The 17,901-nt window shown below is 66.2% G+C and carries 16 protein-coding genes; 9 read left to right on the top strand and 7 right to left on the bottom strand.

The genetic code is table 11. From position 1 onward, the window contains the following. Nucleotides 1-145: 145 nt before the first annotated feature. The gene (locus A5788_RS18890) at nucleotides 146-1,387 is read right to left on the bottom strand and encodes a GNAT family N-acetyltransferase (RefSeq protein WP_064870483.1); all 1,242 of its coding nucleotides are present in this window, start codon (nucleotides 1,385-1,387) and stop codon (nucleotides 146-148) included. Between the two features lie 66 nt (nucleotides 1,388-1,453). On the opposite strand from A5788_RS18890, the gene A5788_RS18885 reads away from it, so the two are divergent. Together A5788_RS18885 and A5788_RS18880 are read left to right on the top strand one after the other, a co-directional pair. Beyond that, on the top strand, nucleotides 1,454-2,326 hold the full coding sequence (locus A5788_RS18885) for a TrmH family RNA methyltransferase (protein WP_064870484.1): 873 nt from the start codon (nucleotides 1,454-1,456) through the stop codon (nucleotides 2,324-2,326). Further along, complete coding sequence (locus A5788_RS18880; RefSeq protein ID WP_064870485.1) at nucleotides 2,323-2,664, top strand: DUF2537 domain-containing protein; 342 nt, start codon at nucleotides 2,323-2,325, stop codon at nucleotides 2,662-2,664. Before A5788_RS18885 ends, A5788_RS18880 begins: the two co-directional genes overlap by 4 nt. 42 nt (nucleotides 2,665-2,706) lie before the next feature. Here the strand turns inward: A5788_RS18880 and A5788_RS24505 are convergent, their stop codons facing one another. The 4 genes from A5788_RS24505 to A5788_RS18860 form a co-directional block, all read right to left on the bottom strand. Further along, nucleotides 2,707-3,951 (bottom strand): DUF6928 family protein, encoded by a 1,245-nt coding sequence (locus A5788_RS24505; RefSeq protein WP_064870486.1) that lies wholly within the window; start codon nucleotides 3,949-3,951, stop codon nucleotides 2,707-2,709. Between the two features lie 12 nt (nucleotides 3,952-3,963). After that, nucleotides 3,964-4,923, bottom strand: a complete 960-nt coding sequence (sepH, locus tag A5788_RS18870; protein ID WP_064870519.1) for a septation protein SepH — start codon at nucleotides 4,921-4,923, stop codon at nucleotides 3,964-3,966. A 207-nt stretch (nucleotides 4,924-5,130) separates the two neighbouring features. Further along, entirely contained in the window at nucleotides 5,131-6,276 is a 1,146-nt protein-coding gene (gene serC / locus A5788_RS18865; RefSeq protein ID WP_064870487.1) for a phosphoserine transaminase, read from the bottom strand. A gap of 56 nt (nucleotides 6,277-6,332) precedes the next feature. Further along, nucleotides 6,333-7,460, bottom strand: a complete 1,128-nt coding sequence (locus tag A5788_RS18860) for a citrate synthase 2 (protein ID WP_005206634.1) — start codon at nucleotides 7,458-7,460, stop codon at nucleotides 6,333-6,335. Between the two features lie 185 nt (nucleotides 7,461-7,645). Here A5788_RS18860 and pdxH point away from each other — a divergent pair, with 185 nt between their 5' ends. The 6 genes from pdxH (at nucleotide 7,646) to A5788_RS18830 (ending at nucleotide 14,045) form a co-directional block, all read left to right on the top strand. Further along, entirely contained in the window at nucleotides 7,646-8,341 is a 696-nt protein-coding gene (gene pdxH, locus A5788_RS18855; RefSeq protein ID WP_064870520.1) for a pyridoxamine 5'-phosphate oxidase, read from the top strand. Nucleotides 8,342-8,502: 161 nt separating this feature from the next. Further along, complete coding sequence (locus tag A5788_RS18850) at nucleotides 8,503-9,297, top strand: hypothetical protein (protein ID WP_064870488.1); 795 nt, start codon at nucleotides 8,503-8,505, stop codon at nucleotides 9,295-9,297. 125 nt (nucleotides 9,298-9,422) lie between these two features. Further along, nucleotides 9,423-10,835 carry a hypothetical protein gene (locus tag A5788_RS18845; protein WP_064870489.1) on the top strand — a complete coding sequence of 471 codons (1,413 nt, stop codon included), beginning with the start codon at nucleotides 9,423-9,425 and terminating at the stop codon, nucleotides 10,833-10,835. 5 nt (nucleotides 10,836-10,840) lie between these two features. Next, entirely contained in the window at nucleotides 10,841-11,557 is a 717-nt protein-coding gene (locus A5788_RS18840; protein WP_064870490.1) for a hypothetical protein, read from the top strand. Between the two features lie 54 nt (nucleotides 11,558-11,611). Beyond that, nucleotides 11,612-12,904 (top strand): MFS transporter, encoded by a 1,293-nt coding sequence (locus A5788_RS18835; RefSeq protein WP_005206629.1) that lies wholly within the window; start codon nucleotides 11,612-11,614, stop codon nucleotides 12,902-12,904. Between the two features lie 55 nt (nucleotides 12,905-12,959). Beyond that, on the top strand, nucleotides 12,960-14,045 hold the full coding sequence (locus A5788_RS18830) for an isopenicillin N synthase family dioxygenase (protein ID WP_039855923.1): 1,086 nt from the start codon (nucleotides 12,960-12,962) through the stop codon (nucleotides 14,043-14,045). A gap of 47 nt (nucleotides 14,046-14,092) precedes the next feature. Here A5788_RS18830 and A5788_RS18825 read toward each other — a convergent pair whose 3' ends face one another. Then, on the bottom strand, nucleotides 14,093-14,611 hold the full coding sequence (locus tag A5788_RS18825) for a hypothetical protein (protein WP_064870491.1): 519 nt from the start codon (nucleotides 14,609-14,611) through the stop codon (nucleotides 14,093-14,095). Nucleotides 14,612-14,924: 313 nt separating this feature from the next. On the opposite strand from A5788_RS18825, the gene adhP reads away from it, so the two are divergent. Further along, complete coding sequence (gene adhP, locus A5788_RS18820; RefSeq protein ID WP_005206626.1) at nucleotides 14,925-15,986, top strand: alcohol dehydrogenase AdhP; 1,062 nt, start codon at nucleotides 14,925-14,927, stop codon at nucleotides 15,984-15,986. 812 nt (nucleotides 15,987-16,798) lie between these two features. Here adhP and A5788_RS18815 read toward each other — a convergent pair. Then, complete coding sequence (locus A5788_RS18815) at nucleotides 16,799-17,875, bottom strand: oxygenase MpaB family protein (protein ID WP_197494589.1); 1,077 nt, start codon at nucleotides 17,873-17,875, stop codon at nucleotides 16,799-16,801. Between the last annotated feature and the right edge of the window lie 26 nt (nucleotides 17,876-17,901).

Raw genomic sequence — 17,901 nt, 5'->3', positions numbered from 1 at the left:
TATGCGATCGTCGGCAGCGTCAGATGTGTATAAGAGACAGCCCCGCCCGCTGATCGAGCGCCCCGCCCGCTGATCGAGCGGAACCCTCGCTGATCGAGCGCCCCACCCGCTGATCGAGCTTGTCGAGATCACCCGCCCGTCGAGATCAGAAGAACGTCCCGGCGAACGGAGCGCGGTCGGTGGCGAACGCCCGTGTCAGCGCGCGCAGCGTGTCATCGGAGTCCGTCCACAGGCGCCCGGCGCTGGCGAACAGCGACGGCTGCACCCCGCCGAGGAACAAGCTCGACAGCACGGAAATATCCATGCGCACAGTCGGTTTCGACGTCGACGGCGCGACGATCGCGCCACCGTTGCGCACCGATACGTCGAAGACCCCCGCCCGCTCACGGTAGCCGTCGGTGACCTCGAGCACGATGTCGAGGTCGGCGGAGTAGGTGCGCGTGCTGAGCGCGGCGGGGACGTCGAGAATCGACACCCACATCTCGTCGGAGCGTCCGGTGGTCGGCGCGGACCGTAGATCGGTGAGTTTCGCGCGCAGCGGGTCGTCGACCGGGATCGACGCCGTCAGCGACGGCACCAGGTCGAGTCCGAGCAGAACCCGCCACAGCTCGGTGTGCGCGTCGTCGGTGATCGCGAAGAGTTCTTCCACCTCGCCGCGGACCTGGCCTGCAGAGCTCTTGTGGATGCGGTAGCTCGCGTAGCCGTCGGGGTGCAGCAGGTAGTGCAGGCCGCTGGCGGCCGGGGGACGTTCCGACGGACGGTCGGCGAGGATCGGAGCCCACCACTGCGGGGTCCGCGCGAGTGCGCCCGGGCGTGTGCGCGCCCAGCGCTCGTGAATGTCCGGGATCGTCGCGGCGACCTGCTGCGGGTTCGCGAAGTAGACCTCGGGGTGGTCGGGGGCCTCTGCCCGCAACGTCGGACGGCCCGGGGTCACCTCGACGGTCTCGGAGAAGCATGCGGGGCCGAACCCGAACCGCTCGTAAATGGTCCCCTCCGACGCCGTGAGGATCGCGAACGCGAAACCCTCACGCTCCCACTGGGTGAACAACTCGGTGATCATCCGACGCAGAATGCCTCGCCGACGATGCGTCGACGCGACCGACACCCAGGACAGACCGGCCGCAGGAACCTGCGTCCCGCCGGGAACCGTCATCTGCATCCGATAGAACATCGACACCCCGACAAGCGGGCGGTCGTCGTGCCAGGAGTCCCGAACGAGTACGACGTCGTCGTCGGCGACCTTCCCGCGGAGATCCGCGCGCTCGTCGTCGGAAATAGGGTTTCGCATCGCGAACGCGCGCGCATCCGTGGTGATGATCTCGTCCCAGTCGGCGTCCGTGGCCCGTCCCAGGTCGAGTGTGCTGCTGCGATTGTCCGGTGATCTCACTCCTCAACCGTGTCACATGGGTGGGCAGGAGAAGCAATTCGGACTGCTTACGGCAGACTGGACCGCGTGTCCGAGCCTGTTTCAGCCCCACCTCTGGCAGTCGACGTCATCGACATCGACGACCCCGACGACCTGCGCGTCGACGACTTCCGCGACCTCAACTCCGTCGACCGCCGCCCCGACCTGCCGACGCTGCCGGGCGGCCGACCGGGCAAGGGGCTCGTGATCGCCGAGGGTGTGCTGGTGGCTCAACGCATGATCGCGTCGCGGTTCACCCCGCACGCCTTTCTGGGCGTCGACAAGCGACTCAACGAGCTGTCCGACGACCTGCGGAACCCCACCCTGTCCGGGGTGCCGTTCTACCGCGCGAGCGCCGAGGTGATGGCCGAGATCGTCGGATTCCATCTCAACAGGGGAGTCCTGGGCGTCGCGCGCAGACCAGCCGCGTTGGAGGTCGACGACGTGCTCGCGACAGCCACGACCATCGCCGTGCTCGAGGGCGTCAACGACCACGAGAACATCGGCAGCATCTTCCGCAACGCAGCGGGCCTCGGCGTCGACGCGGTCCTGTTCGGTGCGGGCTGCGCCGATCCGCTGTATCGACGCTGCGTACGCGTGTCGATGGGCCACGCGCTTCTCGTGCCGCATGCGCGGTTCGACGACTGGCGCGGCGCCCTCGACCTCCTCGCCGATCACGGCTTCACGACGGTCGCGCTCACCCCACGCGAGTCCGCGGTCCCGCTCGCCGACGCGGTCTCGGCCGACAAGGTGGCCGTCCTCGTCGGAGCAGAAGGTCCCGGCCTCAGCGAGACCGCCATCCGCGGCTCCCACGTCGCGGCACGCATTCCGATGAGCAGGGACACGGATTCGCTCAACGTCGCGACTGCTGCGGCAATCGCCTTTTACGAGCGCGTCCGATCAGGGACGATAGACCGGTGAGCCTCGCCGAGTTCGACACCGCCCACGCGTCGACGGCCGGCCTCTATCGCCGCGAACCGACGCCATGGGCGAGCGGACTCTTCGTCGCGACGACGTGCGCGATCTACTGCTCGCTGCTGCTCGTCGGCCTCTACACGCTCGTCGCCGACATCACGCCGTGGTCGGTGGCGGCTCGCTGGATCGGGGTTGCTGTTGCGATGCTCGTCGCGGGAGGACTCGGCTGGACACTGTGGCCACTGCGTGACCGACCCGTCTGGCGGTGGATCGTGTGGGGCTCGCTGATCGGATTTCTCGCAGGCGTCGGCTCATCGATCGCCCTGGCGCTACTGAATCCCTGATCCACCCGGCGAAGACCTACCCGGCGGACCTGCTCGAACTGCCTACTTGTCGGCGCCGAAGCCGAAGTACCGCGCGACGCGGCGCGTCCAGCCCGCCGACTCGTCGACGTACTCGCCGTTGGTGGGGAGTTCTGCTTCGACGCTCCCCGGCTCGCCGTAACTCCCCGGCTCGTCGAAATTCGCTGCCTCGCCGGCGTTCACGGATGGAACCGGCGCCGTGACAGCATCCTCGACGCTCGCTGCTGGTGCATCACGCAGCTCGGACTCGACCACCGGCCGACTCTCCTCTGACCTATCCGCCCCGGTCTCGACCGCTTCGGCGTCGACCACTTCGGCCTCCACCACTTCGGTGTCGACGATCCCGGCGTCCACGACGTCAGCGTCGACCACGGGCTCACCCGGCCCATCGGCGATCGGCGGTGCTGCGATCGGTTCGGCGATCGGGATGCCGACCGCTGGTGTGTTCCCGGGAACCGGGGCGGGCGGAGCGTCGACGGGATGCTGCGCTGCGGCTTCGGCCTGCAGGGCCTGCTCGCGCGCGCTCGCCGCGGCCGCGGTTGCAGCAGCAGTTGCGGCGGCGGCCGTGGCGCTGGCCTCGCGGTAGCGTTCGTCGTCGGCCTCGGTCGGCTCGTAGTCTGCGGGCCTGATGGCGAAGCCGGTGACGGGAATCGTCAGCGGTTCAAGATCGCTCGGCGCGAGGGGTCGGGTGAACCGGAAACCCAACCACTCCCGATTGCCCTGCTCGGCGAGTTGCTGCGGATGGAACGGCAACGCCAGCGGATCGGGTGCCACGCCGGGTGCATACCGCAGCGGATGCTCACCTCCCCAGAAAGGCTTCTCGAAGGGGTACGGCAGGCCGTCGTCCTCAATGATGCTGACGGGGTCGGCGGCAAACGAACGTCGAAGTGTTCCGTCTTCCCACCGCGCGAAAACTCCTGTCGCAGAGTCGGGTTCGGTGTAGAGCAGTACTGCGGCAGCGCTCTCGGGGATCGATGCCGCCGTGCGGATGGTCTCGACGGTGCGCGTCAGCGTCGACGGCTTCGACGTCGCGAACAGCGAACACGACACCACGGTCAGCGGGCCGTAGAAGCCCGCGTACACCTGCGAACTGTCCGAGTCCATCGCCGCGGCGAGGTTGGTGTCGACGGACGGGACGAGAACGCTGTCGCCATAGATGGCCGATGCCAACTTCTTGGCCGCGTCGACGTCGTTGGTGACGCCGGATCGGAGTACGTCGACGGGAGTGTCGGTGTCGATGAACCACAGTGTGACTGCGCGCGCGGACATGGAGGCCGGTGCTCAGCTGTTCCCGTTGCTGCGCACACCGAGCAGCACGTCTTCCCAGGCGGGCACGGCAGGCTTGCGCGACTTACGACGACGATGCTCCGTCGGCTTGTCGTCGGTGCTCGACGTCGAGGTGTCGGAGCTCGTCGGTGCGTCCTGAGTGCCGCGCTCGGAGTCCGTAGGCGGAGCTTCGTCGACGACGGTCGGCTCCTGCGCGGCGTCGTCATCGATGCCGAAGTCGAGGGTGTACGTGTCGTGTTCGACCCGCACCTCGACGTGCCGCGAACGCTGGGCCCCGATCAACGCGTTGGCGTCGAAGGTGACTTCCTCGTGGTCGTCGTCGGCGGGCGTGATCGTCGGCGTGCTCACCGGGATGAGTCGACGTCGCGGTTCGATCGTCTCGGGGTGGATGAGCTCCTCGGCGAGATCGTCGAGCGGAACCGCGGTCCCACCGTGCGAGCCGGGAGAAAAGCGCCAGTGCGCGTGATGCTCGGTGTGCCCGACCTGCCAGTTGACCTGGACAACCCACTGCCCATCGTCGCCCTTCCAGGCGTCCCAGGTCGCTTCGTTGGGGTTCTGGCCATACGCGGCGAGTCCCTCGGTGACCGTGTCGCCGAGCGTTTCGGTCGACGGTCCGTCGTGGCGAACGGGGTGGGCGAGTGCGCCGAGCTCGGTCGCACGCTGACGTTCGAGCAGCACCGGATGAGCGAAGCGCTCGATCTTGTCCTTCGGCACGCCGGCGACGGCCGCGACCTCCTCGACACTCGCGCCCGCACGGATGCGGGATTGGATTTCTCGGGGGCGCAGCGACGATTCCATTTCAATCTCGATCTGTCCGAGGCGGGAGAGGTCACCGCGGGCGGCCGCGCGGAGCCGCTCGTCGGCGTCGAGCTTGAAACGCTCACCGGAGTCGGTGTCCTGGCAGATGACATGCGAGCCGTCGACGTCGACGCCGACGACCCGAAGTTCACGCATCATCTGCTCCTCCTCTGGTGGCCATGAGTGCGGGCATTGTCGTCAGGTTAGACCACAGATCCGCGTGAGACGGTCGGGACACGCGGCAAATCCGCAGGTCGAACCCAAACATGCGGCCCTGCAAGCGCCAGACGCGGCCCGAACTGGCAGACGCGGTCGGTGTACCAACCGCGTCTGCCGACTCGAGCCGCGTCTGTGCGGAAAACGTCAGAGCTTGCCGACGACGTAGTCGATCGCGGCGGTCAGGGTGCTGACATCGTCGGGCTCGATCGCCGGGAACATGCCGATGCGGAGCTGGTTGCGGCCGAGCTTGCGGTACGGCTCGGTGTCGACGATCCCATTGGCGCGCAGCACCTTTGCGACCTGCGCGGCGTCGACGTCGTCGGTGAAGTCGATCGTTCCGACGACCTGGCTGCGCAGCGCGGGGTCGGCGACGAACGGTGTCGCGAACTCGCTGGCCTCGGCCCACGAGTACAGGCGCGAGCTGGAGTCGGCCGTACGCGCGACGCACCAGTCGAGTCCGCCGTTGCCCAGCATCCACTGGATCTGGTTGTCGAAGAGCAACAGCGTGGCGAGTGCGGGCGTGTTGTACGTCTGGTTCTTCGCGCTGTTGTCGACGGCCGTCGGCAGCGACAGGAACTCCGGGCACCAGCGATCGGTGTGGGCGATCTGGTCGACGCGCTCGAGGGCAGCGGGACTCATCACGGCGATCCACAGGCCGCCGTCGGAGGCGAAGCACTTCTGGGGCGCGAAGTAGTAGACGTCGGTGTCGGCGATGTCGACCGGCAGGCCGCCTGCGCCCGATGTTGCGTCGATGGCGATCAGCGCGTCGTCGGAACCCGCGGGACGGACGACGGGCACAGCGACACCGGTCGACGTCTCGTTGTGGGCCCACCCGATGAGGTCGACGCCGCCGAAGTCGTCGACGGTCAGTGCCGCCGGATCAGGTGCGGTTCCCGGATCGGTGGAGATCACGGCGGGGGAGTCGAGGAACGGCGCCTTCTTGGCGACCGTCGCGAACTTGGAGCTGAACTCGCCGTAGGTCAGGTGCAGCGAACGCTGCTTGATCAGGCCGAACGCCGCCGCATCCCAGAACGCAGTGGTGCCGCCGTTGGAGAGCACCACCTCGTAGCCCTCGGGCAGCGAGAACAGGTCGGCGAGACCCGCGCGGATCGAGCCGACGACGTTCTTCACCGGCGCCTGGCGGTGGGAGGTACCCATCACCGACGCTCCGATGTCGACCAGGGACTGCAGTTGCTCGGGGCGCACCTTCGACGGTCCGCAGCCGAACCGGCCGTCGGAGGGCAGCAGCTCTGCGGGGATGGTGATGGATTCGATGGCGACGTCGCTCATGCCCGCAATTCTAGGGATGTGGCGCCGACCACTGCGTTCCGCCCCTCCCCGCGCGCTTACAACCCCGGTTTGACGACGTCGCCCCACCCCTCGACGTCCTCGGGTCGACGCGGCGCGGGACCGGTGTAGAGCGCCGCGGGGCGGACAAGCTTGCCGAGCTGCTTCTGCTCGAGAATGTGTGCGCACCAGCCGGCGGTGCGCCCGCAGGTGAACATCGCCGGCATCATGTGGGGTGGTACCTCGGCGAAGTCGAGGATGACTGCCGCCCAGAATTCGACGTTGGTCTCGATGGCCCGGTCCGGACGTCGCTCGCGCAGTTCGGTCAGCGCGGCCTGCTCGAGTGCGGCGGCCACTTCATAGCGCGGGACGTCGAGTTCCGATGCGGTGCGGCGCAGTACGCGTGCTCGCGGGTCCTCGGCACGGTACACGCGGTGCCCGAAGCCCATCAGCTTCTCTTTGCGGTCGAGGATTCCCCTGACCAAACCTCTTGCGTCACCGGTCTTTTCGACCTCTTCGATCATCGGCAACACCCGCGCCGGCGCGCCGCCGTGTAGCGGTCCCGACATGGCTCCGATGGCTCCCGAGAGTGACGCCGCGACGTCGGCTCCGGTGGACGCGATCACCCGCGCGGTGAAGGTCGACGCGTTGAGTCCATGCTCGGCCGCACTCACCCAGTAGGCGTCGATAGCCGCGATGTGTTTCGGGTCGGGTTCGCCCTTCCACCGCGTCATGAATCGGGCGGTGACCGTCGGGCATTCGTCGATAATCCGTTGCGGCACTGCGGGTTGGTGAATACCGCGTGCCGATTGCGCGACGTACGAGAGCGCCATCACCGACGCGCGCGCGAGGTTGGCGCGTGCGGTGGCGTCGTCGATGTCGAGCAGTGGCTGGTAGCCCCAGATGGGGGCGAGCATGGCCAGCGCGGCCTGTACGTCGACGCGGACATCGCCGGTGTGGATGGGCAGCGGGAATGGTTCGGCGGGCGGCAGTCCGTCGCCGAACCGGCCGTCGACGAGTAGGGCCCACACATCGGCGAAGGTGACGGCGTTCTCGACCAGATCCTCGATGTCGACACCGCGATAGCGCAGGTTACCGCCGTTCTTGTCCGGTTCGGCGATCTCGGTCGTGAAGGCGACGACGCCCTCGAGTCCCGGTACGAAGTCGTCGGGAATGCTGTTCGCCACAGGGGCCACCTCTCTCCACGCAACACCGTGGGAAGTGCGCGGCGCGGGGCTGCGGCGCCACCCCAGCACTCTAGGTCACTCCAGCAGGTGCGGCACAGCGGGACGCCTCACCCATTGGGCGGTGACGGGTCGGGTCGGGGAGTACCGTCGGCGTCGTGGACAACGACCCCATCGACCTGCCCGGTATGCGCGTCGGTTACGGCGGCGGCATCCCACCCAACGTCGGCGATGGCGATCGAGCGGCTGGCGCAGACGGGGTGCGGGACAATCTCGATCCGAGCTGGCTCGACGGTGAGCCGCCGTGGCTCGAACTGTTCACCGTGTGGTTGCGCGAAGCCGTTGCCGCGCGCATTCCCGAACCCAACGCGATGGTGCTCGGAACTGTCGACGTGAACGGACTTCCGGCCACACGGACCGTGCTGTGCAAGGGAGTCGACGCCGGGGGCGTCGTGTTCTTCACCGGGTACGAGTCGGACAAGGGACACGACCTCGCCGCCAACCCTTTTGCCGCCGTGACGTTTCCATGGATCGCATTGGAACGACAGGTTCACTTTCGCGGGCCTGTGACCAAGGTCAGCGACGCCGAGACGCAGGCGTATTGGAACAACCGCCCGCGCGGCTCTCAGTTGTCGGGTTACGCGTCGGAACAGTCACGCGAGATCGGTAGCCGTGCCGAGCTCGAAGCCAAGGCGGCGTCGGTCGCCGAGCAGTTCGGCGGATTCGACGACGGCGACCCTGTACCCGCGCCGTCGAATTGGGGTGGGTACCGAATCGAACCGGTCTTCGTCGAGTTCTGGCAGGGCCGAGCCAACCGACTGCACAACCGGGTGCGGTTGACCATGATCGACGGCTGCTGGCGGGCGGCTCGGTTGCAGCCGTAGAGCTTTCGCCAACGTCACAGGGGCGGGAGCCAAGCGGGCGGTACGACGAGACCCATCTGCCGGTCCACAGGGGACCGTGTTTTCGTGACCAAGTTCTTCGCATGCGTTAAGCTTCGCGGCAGCATGTTCGGGGAGTGGTTGCGACAGTTGGGGAGGGCTGGTTGAGCGAGAGCGATCTCGAGCAGTGGTTTGCCAACCTCCCGCCGTGGCCCACCTCGGGTACGACTCCGATGCACGAACTCGCGCGCGAGTCGTCGAGTGTATTGGTGGCTTCGAAAGTCGCCGGTTCGGATACCGCCTCGTCGGGCGAGGGAACCGGGTCAGCCTCTCCCTCGCAGGAGCTCGACGCCTTCCTCACCTCCCAGGCCGAACGCTTGCGCGAGGACACTCGCCAGAAGCGAGAGAACGCGGCAGGTCCGCGCACCTGGCACAAGAGGCGAGGAACACTCGTCGGCGCGGGGGCAGGGATCCTCGTAATCGCGGTGATCGCAACTGTTCTCGGTGTCGCTCTATCGGGGTCCGACGAACGCGAGTCGACCACTGCGCGGCCGTCGGCAGTCGGTCCGACAGAGAGCACCACTGCGTCCATCACATGCCCTGCGAGCGTGAATGGCGCCGTGACCACGGGAGCTGGTGCGGGAGACCAGAGTTCGGGCCCCAACGTGATCAAGGCGTTCAACTATGCGTATTACGTCGACAAAAGCGCTCAGAAAGCCAAAGCTGTGACGACGCCGAACGCGGTCGCTGCTGTCGATGTCATGCAGAAGTTCATCGACCAACGCGGCGTCGGCACCAGTCACTGCCTCTCGATCACTGATCGCGGGAACAACACCTATGGTGTGACGCTCACCGAGACTCCACCGAATGGCGGGGCGCCGATCGTCTACCAGCAGACCATCAGTACTGTGCAGGCCGGTGGCAAGTACTGGATCACTTCGATCAAGTCTGAAAACTGATTTTCAACGCCACTATTGGGGTTCTCGATCTCAGGTCGAGAAGTAATGAGGGGGACAACGCGACGATGACACGGTCAGCCAAGAACCGGACTCGCGAAGCAGTATTGGACGTACGCCGACCTTCGATGAAGACGGCGGTCACCTCTGCGGTTCTCGTCGCCTCAATCGCGACTGCGTTGGGTGCCGGTTCGGCGGCAGCTGTGGAACAGGGCGGAACGAACCCCAACGATTCCGCGCCGCAGCAGGGTGGCACCGCGCCGACCGATACCGCTCCCCAACAGGGCGGTACGGCTCCGACGCCGGCGCCCGAACCATCCGCGCCGATCAACGTCCCAGGTGCTGGTTCGATCCCGGCCCCGCCCCAAGAAGCTCCTTACCAGCCGTACACCGCTGCCCCGCAGTATGAGGAGTCGGGCTACACCGACCCCGGCTACAGCACGTACTACAGCCCCGTACCCGACGCGCCGCTCCAGGCGCCGAAGCCGGTTGCGCCGGTGCGCCCGATTGCCCCGCCGCCCAACAAGATTCGCGTCGGAAACTTCGTGACCGACATCCCCGACGGGATGTCGGACAAGGACGTCAACTCCATCAACGCGTGGTCGGCCTACGGGGAGGCCAAGATCGCCCAGAACCTGATCTCCCTCGGCGTGCCGAAGGACAAAGCGTCGCGTCAGGCCGCGGCGACGATCATCGGCGTGGCCATCGGTGGTACCGCAGGTGCTGCCGCCGGTGTCATTCCCGGAGCGCTTGTCGGCGTGCTGCCGGGCGCAGCGGTCGGTGCGGGGGTCGGTGCCGGTGTCGGCGCCGTTGCCCTGACTCCGGTTTCGGTGCCCGGCGTGGGAACACTCTCGGGGGGCGCCGTCGGCGCTCTCATCGGCCTCCCGATCGGCATGGCAGGCGGAGCGGCAGCAGGCGCTGTCGGCGGAGCCGCCCTCGGCGCGACGATCGGCGGCACCATTGGTGGCATCGCCGCGTACACGCTCGGCGCAGGCGATCCGGGTGCGCACCCGCAGGAGCCCTGGAAGCTCGACGAGAACGGAAATGCCAAGCAGCCCAAGCACGCCAAGCCTGAGCCGGTCGATCCCAGCATCAACCAGTTCGAGCTGTCGGTTCCTGCTGAGTCGGCCGCCGAACAGGGGCTGCCCGGCGTCGACTACGTGGTCAACTATCGCGGCGATGTCAACGTGAAGGTTGGCAACCAGACCACCACGTGGTCGGCAGAGCAGGCGCAGGCGCCGTACAAGGCTCTCGGACCGCTCGGCGCCCAGCTCGAGCAGCGATTCCGTGAGCTCACCAAGCAGATGACGGGCAGTCTCGACGCACAGGTTCCCGGCTCCGAGGTCAACTGGCCCCAGGAGGCTGTGGGCCGCCACGCGCTGCCCGACGACGCAACGGCATCGGAAGCCGTTGCGGCACAGTCGACTCCGGTGGCAGCGACCGTCGACGCCCCGGCGGACGCGACCAAGACAGACGTATCTCAGTCCGAAGAAGCAGCACCCGCCGTCGCCAAGGTGGGTCGGCACGCAGCAGGCCGCTGATCGACATGTCCGACACCAGCGTGCAGGGAGCAACTCAACAGGCGGCCGCGATGCCACACGCGGTCGTCGTGGTGGGCTCCGCCGGTGGTGTCGGAACGTCGGTGATCTCAGCGCTTCTCGCTGAGTATCGAGCGGCGACGACGCTCGGCGCCGCGTCGTGGTGGATTGACGCATCGGGCAACGACTGCGATATCGAGTTGCGGCTACAGGGACGTGGCGACCCGTCGTTGCTGCGAAGCGAACTCGGTACCGGCCTCCATCTCGCTGCCGAAGGAGCATCGGTGGCCGACACGGTCGAGGAAGTCTGGGGCAACGGGGCCGTGCCGGTCGTCGACGCCGGTGCGCGTCTACTCACATCACTTGCCGATCTCACCGACGACGTATTGGTCGACAAGGTCACGCCGGTGATCGTGCTCGGTGTACGGCCTGATCTCCTCAACCGGGCGCGCCCGTTCTTGTCCGAGTGGCACAAGGCGGGCGTACTCGAACGGTCCGTCGTGGTGATCAACAACCCCGTTCCGCTACCGAATCAGGCGTCGCTCCGGACCCTGCTGATCGACACCGTCGGCGCGAACGTGGCTGCCGTCGTCGGATTCGACTACGAGCCGGTGCTCGGCAGCGGGCTGGCAATGGGCCGTGCTGCGCAGGAGAAGTTCCTCCCGGCGACATGGGTGTCGTTGCAGGCTCTCGCTCAGGCGACCCAGGGCCCAGCCGCCCAGTAGGTAATACGCCAACGGGATTCACTCGCTGGTAGTACGTGTCGCTAAACTGCTTCGGTGCCCCGCCTGCTCGCCGATACGACGCCTCTGCGCAATATCTACTTTCGGCGTCTCTGGGTGGCGAACATCGTCACCGTCATCGGTGCTCAACTGACGATCGTCGCGGTACCGGCCCAGATCTACACCATTACAGGCAGTTCAGCGTATGTGGGACTCACCGGACTCTTCGGTTTGGTGCCGCTCGTCATTTTCGGTCTGTGGGGCGGGGCGCTCGCAGACGTGCTGGATCGTCGAATCTTGTTGATCTGCACCACGATCGGGCTGATCGCGTGCAGTGCGGCATTCTGGGCACAGTCGGCGTTCGGTGTCGGAAATGTCTGGATTATCCTGTCGCTGTTCGCAATTCAGCAGGCATTCTTCGCGGTCAACCAGCCGACGCGTACGGCGGTGCTGCCGAGGCTGCTTCCCGACGAGGAGCTCCCTGCTGCGCTGTCATTGAATATGACGGTCATGCAGGCCGGCGCGATAGCGGGTCCGCTCGTCGGTGGTGCGTTGATCCCGATACTCGGGTATCCGCTCCTCTATCTCCTCGACACCATCTTCCTCGTACCGACGCTCGCGGCGGTCGTGATGTTGCCCGCGCTCCGACCGCTCAGTGGCGACGCGCCCAAGGTTCCAGGGCTGCGCTCGGTCATCGACGGTCTGCGCTATCTCGGGGCGCACAAGATCCTGATGGTGTCGTTCGTGGTCGACCTCATTGCCATGATCTTCGGTATGCCGCGGGCGCTGTTTCCGCAGATGGCTCACGAGAACTTCGGTGGGCCGATCGACGGCGGCTGGGCGTTCGCGCTGTTGTTCGCATCAATCCCTGCCGGTGCCGTGATCGGCGGTGTCTTCTCCGGATGGGTGAGCCGCGTCCAACGGCAGGGCCTGGCCGTCATTGTGTGCGTCATCATTTGGGGAGTCGCGATCGCAGGTGCCGGTATCGCGGTGGGATTTGCACATGGTCGCGCGATGCCGTGGCTCCCGGTTGCCCTGGTGCTGCTGATGATCGGTGGTGCCGCCGACATGGCGTCGGCGGCATTCCGTCAGTCGATCCTGTTGGCCGCGGCCAACGACGACGTGCGCGGTCGACTGCAGGGCGTGTTCATCGTCGTCGTCGCCGGTGGTCCGCGAATCGCCGATGTCGTACATGGCGCGGTGGCGGTGTCGATCGGCGTCGCACTCACCACGACCGGTGGTGGTGTGCTCGTCGTGATCGGCACTGTCCTTGCCGCGCTTGTGGTTCCGGCATTCGTGCGATACCGCATCGGGCGCACCATCACCGAGCGGGCCGAAGGCCAGGGGTGAGCGTCGAGATCGTCGACGATGCCCTGACCAGCGGACCAGAGATTTCGATGCCAAGATGGAGCGCATGACTGTCACCGTCGGGGAATCGCGCAGCGGCTTTCGTGTCCCGCTCATCGACATCACGCCGTATATCGCGGGCGGCAGCGCCGCCGACAAAGCTGTCGTCGCCGCGCAGATCGACGACGCCGCCAGTTCGGTGGGCTTCATGCAGATTGTGGGCCACGAGATTCCATCGGCCGTGATCGACGAGTTCACCGCCGTGCTCGACGATTTCTTCGCTTTACCCCTCGACCAGAAGAAGGCGTATCGCACCCCGCCGGAGATCAATCGTGGGTACGCCCCGCCGAAGTCCGAATCGCTCTCGTTGTCGCTCGGCGTCGAATCAGCGAATCGCATGAACGACTTCTTCGAGGCGTACAACGTCGGCGTCGAAGCCAAGGAGTACCCGGATCTCGAGCTCCCCGACGACCAGTACGCCGACAACACCTGGCCGCAGGTCGACCACTTCGAGGCGGCGGTGTCGACGTACTTTGCCGAGGCTCGACGGGTTGCGCACACGCTGACCAAGATCTTCGCCGACGCACTCGACCTCCCGCCCGATTTCTTCGACGGGTACACCGACCACTCCCTCGACGTGCTGCGCATGAACAACTACGCGCTGCCGCCCGGCGAGGTGGAGCTCGACGGCGAGCTGACGGGCATGGGGGAGCACACCGACTACGGCATCGTCACCGTGCTCTGGGCCGACCAGGTGCGCGGTCTGCAGGTGCTCGACGGCAACGGACAGTGGCACGACGTCGCTCCCGAGGACGGGGCATTGCTGATCAACCTCGGTGATCTCATGGCCCGCTGGACCAATGAGCGCTGGATGTCGACGCTGCATCGGGTCAAGCCGCCGATCGTCGACGGAAGTATTGAACGCCGACGCTCCGCCGCCTACTTTCATGACGGCAACATCGACGCGACGATCTCCACGCTTCCGTCGTGCGTCGGCGCCGGAAGCCGGTACTCGCCGATCACGGTGGGCGAGCACATCGGTGCGAAACTCGCCGGATCACGTGCAGGACAGGCAAATCCGTACGCCAAACGTGAAGCTGCCCGAGTCCAGCGCGCGATGCAGCGGGGACTCGGGCAGCAGTAGATCGCTCACGGCCGGTGCCCGGTGGTCGAGGGCCGCGGTCGGACTCGTCAGGGAACGATCACCCAGCCGCCGAACCCGTAGCCCTGAAGGACTCGTACCGGAGTATTCAGTGCGTACGCACCGATCATCACCTGGACGGCGCCCGAGCCCGTACGCAGTTCGAGCGACTGGGTCTCGCCTGGTTTGCGCCCGAACGTAGCGCGCAAAAACTTCTCCTGCGGAATCAATGAAGCACCGTTGCTGAGCATGATGAGCGAGCTGCACCGCGGATTCCGTGCCGACCCGGCACCGTTGCCTGTGAAGCCGAACGATGTCAGTGTCGCCTTGAGCACGCCGCGCTTGGGAGAGGTCAACGTGACATGGACAGAGCCACGACAGTAGTCATGATCGCCGAAGAAGCCGAAATTGTCTCCGGTGCTTGTGTAGTGGGGCAACGGTCGAGGCGCCGGCGCCGCATCCGCCCCACCTCCGCCGATTCCGATGCCCAGAGCTGCCGACGCTGCGACAGCGACCCCGGCGACAAGCCGACGACTCTTACTGCAGAACTTTGACCCGAAAACGGGCATGTACGCACCTGATCCTTGGGTTTGGGCGTCGTGGACGCATGGGTGATCGTTCATTTGCGCAAACAAATTAGCACGACGTTCCGTGGCTTGGGTCACAGGTTTCGGGGCGGCAGAACTGTAACGAACCGCGCGGCGTCGAGCGCATCGCTGATATAACGGCAGTGAGGGCACGTGTGTCGGGGAGGGTCGGTGGAACGTCGCCGGAGCCGAGGACCTGGGCGTCATGCGGAACCTTTGGGGCGGAAAAGGACGATACGGCAGATGCCACCGCGTCCGAACGTCGAGACGTGCAAAGACCGTGCAGGAGAGCACAATGACCACATCCTCGCAAACCCCTTCGACGATGCGCGCAGCCGTTGTCCATGACTTCACCAAGCCCCTGACAGTCGATTCGATCGACGTTCCGACCCCCACTGGAAACGAAGCGCTGGTGCGCGTCGACTACACCGGCGTCTGCCACACCGATCTCCATGCGGCACATGGTGATTGGCCCGTCAAGCCAGAGCCGCCCTTCGTGCCGGGCCATGAGGGAGTCGGGACCGTCGTTGCCGTAGGCGACGATGTCACCCGTATCAAGGTGGGCGACGTCGTCGGAAATGCGTGGCTGTGGAGTGCCTGCGGCGAATGTGAATGGTGCGAAACCGGTTGGGAGACACTGTGTCCCAACCAGAAGAACGGTGGGTACTCGGTCGACGGTTCGTTCGGCCGCTACATGCTCGTCGACTCACGCTACTGTCCCATCATTCCGTCAGGTGCCGATCTCGCCGCCGTCGGCCCGATCCTGTGCGCGGGCGTCACCGTCTACAAGGGTCTGAAGTGCACCGACACCAAACCCGGTGAGTGGGTGCTGATTTCCGGTATCGGCGGACTCGGGCACATCGCGGTGCAGTATGCGATCGCGATGGGTCGTCGGGTGGCGGCGTTCGACGTCGACGACGAGAAGCTCGAACTCGCCCGCCATCACGGCGCCGAGATCACGGTCAATGCCGCGACGTCTGCCGACCCGGGCGCCGAACTGCAGGAAGCCACGGGTGGTGGCGTTCACGGTGCACTCGTCACCGCGGTCAACAAGCACGCGTTTCCACAGGCGATCAGCGCGCTGCGGCGCGGTGGGACCGTCGTCCTGGTCGGTCTCCCGCCCGATCAGTTCCCGCTCGACATCTTCAGCACGGTGCTGCTCGGGTTGACTGTGCGCGGCTCGATCGTCGGAACCCGCAAGGACATGAGCGAGGCTCTCGACTTCTACGCGCGGGGCAAGATCACGCCCACCTACTCGGTACGCAGTCTGACCGATATCAACGCGGTGTTCGACGAGATGGAGCACGGCAAGATCGAAGGCCGCGTCGTGATGGATATGGCCAAGGACGCCGGCTGATCGGCGTCGTGTGGAACGGCGCCAACCACCGCGCAACGTGTTCGACGGGTTGCGGGCGCACCCATATCGAGAAATGTGTGTCGTATCGGAAGATGTGGGTGCTGCAGCACACAGATCCTTCGATTCGACACACATCTAGCCTGGCCGGGATGCTGGGCGGTGTATACGGGTGGCAGGGTCTGGCTCGAGCCGGGGTGCGTACACAATCGTGACGTGAGCGGGGCGCCGAGGAGATTATTGTCTTGGCGTCGCGCTGACGACCGAGTTGTGTACGCGCGCTGGGGGTGTGGCGACTCAGTGGGCGTCGGGCAAGGTGCCGCACGGGCCCGACGAGCGGTCCCGGGTACGACAGCGAAACCGCGGCCCCGCTGGTCGAGCGGGCGCGAGCGCAGCGAGCACCCGAGTCGAGACCACTGCGCCCGGGGAGTGATCTCGACAGGCTCGATCAGCGGGACGGGGCTCGATTTGCGGGACGGGGCTCGATTTGCGGGATGGGGCGCGATCAGCGGGACAGCGCGGCCCCGAGGGCGTATCGCCAAATGTGTGTCGTATTGAAAGATGTGGGTGCTGCAGCACACAGATCCTTCGATTCGACACACATCTAGCCCGGGCGTCGGGCAAGGTGTCGCGCGGGCCGCGGGTGATCTCGACAGGCTCGATCAGCGGGATGGGGCTCGATCAGCGGGATGGGGCTCGATCAGCGGGATGAGGCTCGATCAGCGGGATGGGGCTCGATCAGCGGGGCGCCCCGCTGGTCGAGCGGGCGCGAGCGCAGCGAGCACCCGAGTCGAGACCACTGCGCGTCGCGACTGTTAGTCGGCCGGGGTGACCCTGCCCGGATAGGTTGAGGTGCGCGCCGCGTGGACGGGGCAGTAGTGCATCGACTTGCCGCGTTCGGATTCCGGCGGCAGGTTGCGCGACGGCGTCTCGACGAGCGGTGCGTCGGCCGGAACCCGTCCGTTCACGCGGTCCCACGCATCGCGGGCACGGGGATGCCGCCACGGGCGGCGGGGTAGCAACCGATGGAACACGAGGTTGTAGGTCTTGCCGAGGAGACGGAACAGCTTCTCGTCCCGGTCGGTCCAGGGCAGTGCCATCATTTCGCGGATCGGTTCGTCGTAGAACCCCGTCGTGAGCCAGATGAAGTTGCGGGCGACTACGGGGGCGATGACGCGACGCCAGAGCGGGGTCGGGATGAACGAGAGATAGGGAGGCGGGGGAAGCGTCGAGATGTCGAGGACTGTGCGCACCGACTCGTGGTCGCGAAGTACATTGCGGCACATGTGGTCCCAGTATTCGAGGAAGTCCTCGTAGGTCTCGGGTACCGGCCGCATACTCACGCCGTACATGGCGTACCAGTTCTTCGATTCTTCGAAGAGCTGTCGCTTCTGGTCTTCGCTCAACCACGGGCCGAACCTCTCGCAGAGGCGCACGTTGCCGTACCAAAACGTGGCGTGCGCCCAGTAGAAGACGTCGGGGTCGAGGGCGTGGTATCGCGAACCGTCGGGCATGGTGCCCTTGATCTCGCGGTGGTAATCGCGCACTTCTTTGCCGGTCTCGAAGCCCCAGTACTCGTCGAAGACGACTCCGCCGATCGGATACAGCGATCGCATGAGGCGTTGCCAGCGTTCGCCGAAGAAGTCGGAGTGATCCCAGACCGCCTGTCCGAGCTTGGGGTGCATGTTCTGAATCGACCCGGCCCAGAGGCCCCGGATCATTCCGGTCCAGGTTCCCCACACCTGCCACGTCAGGGAGTCGGGGCCCAGCGGCGGGTACTCGACATGCGGGTACTCGGCACGACGCGGGGTGTCGGTCGTCGCAGCCTCGCGCTCGACGGCGTCGGGTGTTTCGGGTGACGAGCTCGACGAGTTGACTGTGACGTGCGTCATGAGACGAAACCCTAGGTGCGTCTCAC

Origin of the sequence: Gordonia sp. 852002-50816_SCH5313054-c, from assembly GCF_001665925.1 — a bacterium.
Lineage (GTDB): Bacteria > Actinomycetota > Actinomycetes > Mycobacteriales > Mycobacteriaceae > Gordonia > Gordonia jacobaea.
The sequence above is the reverse complement of the archived record's forward strand: the minus strand, read 5'-3'. Positions and strand labels throughout refer to the sequence as shown.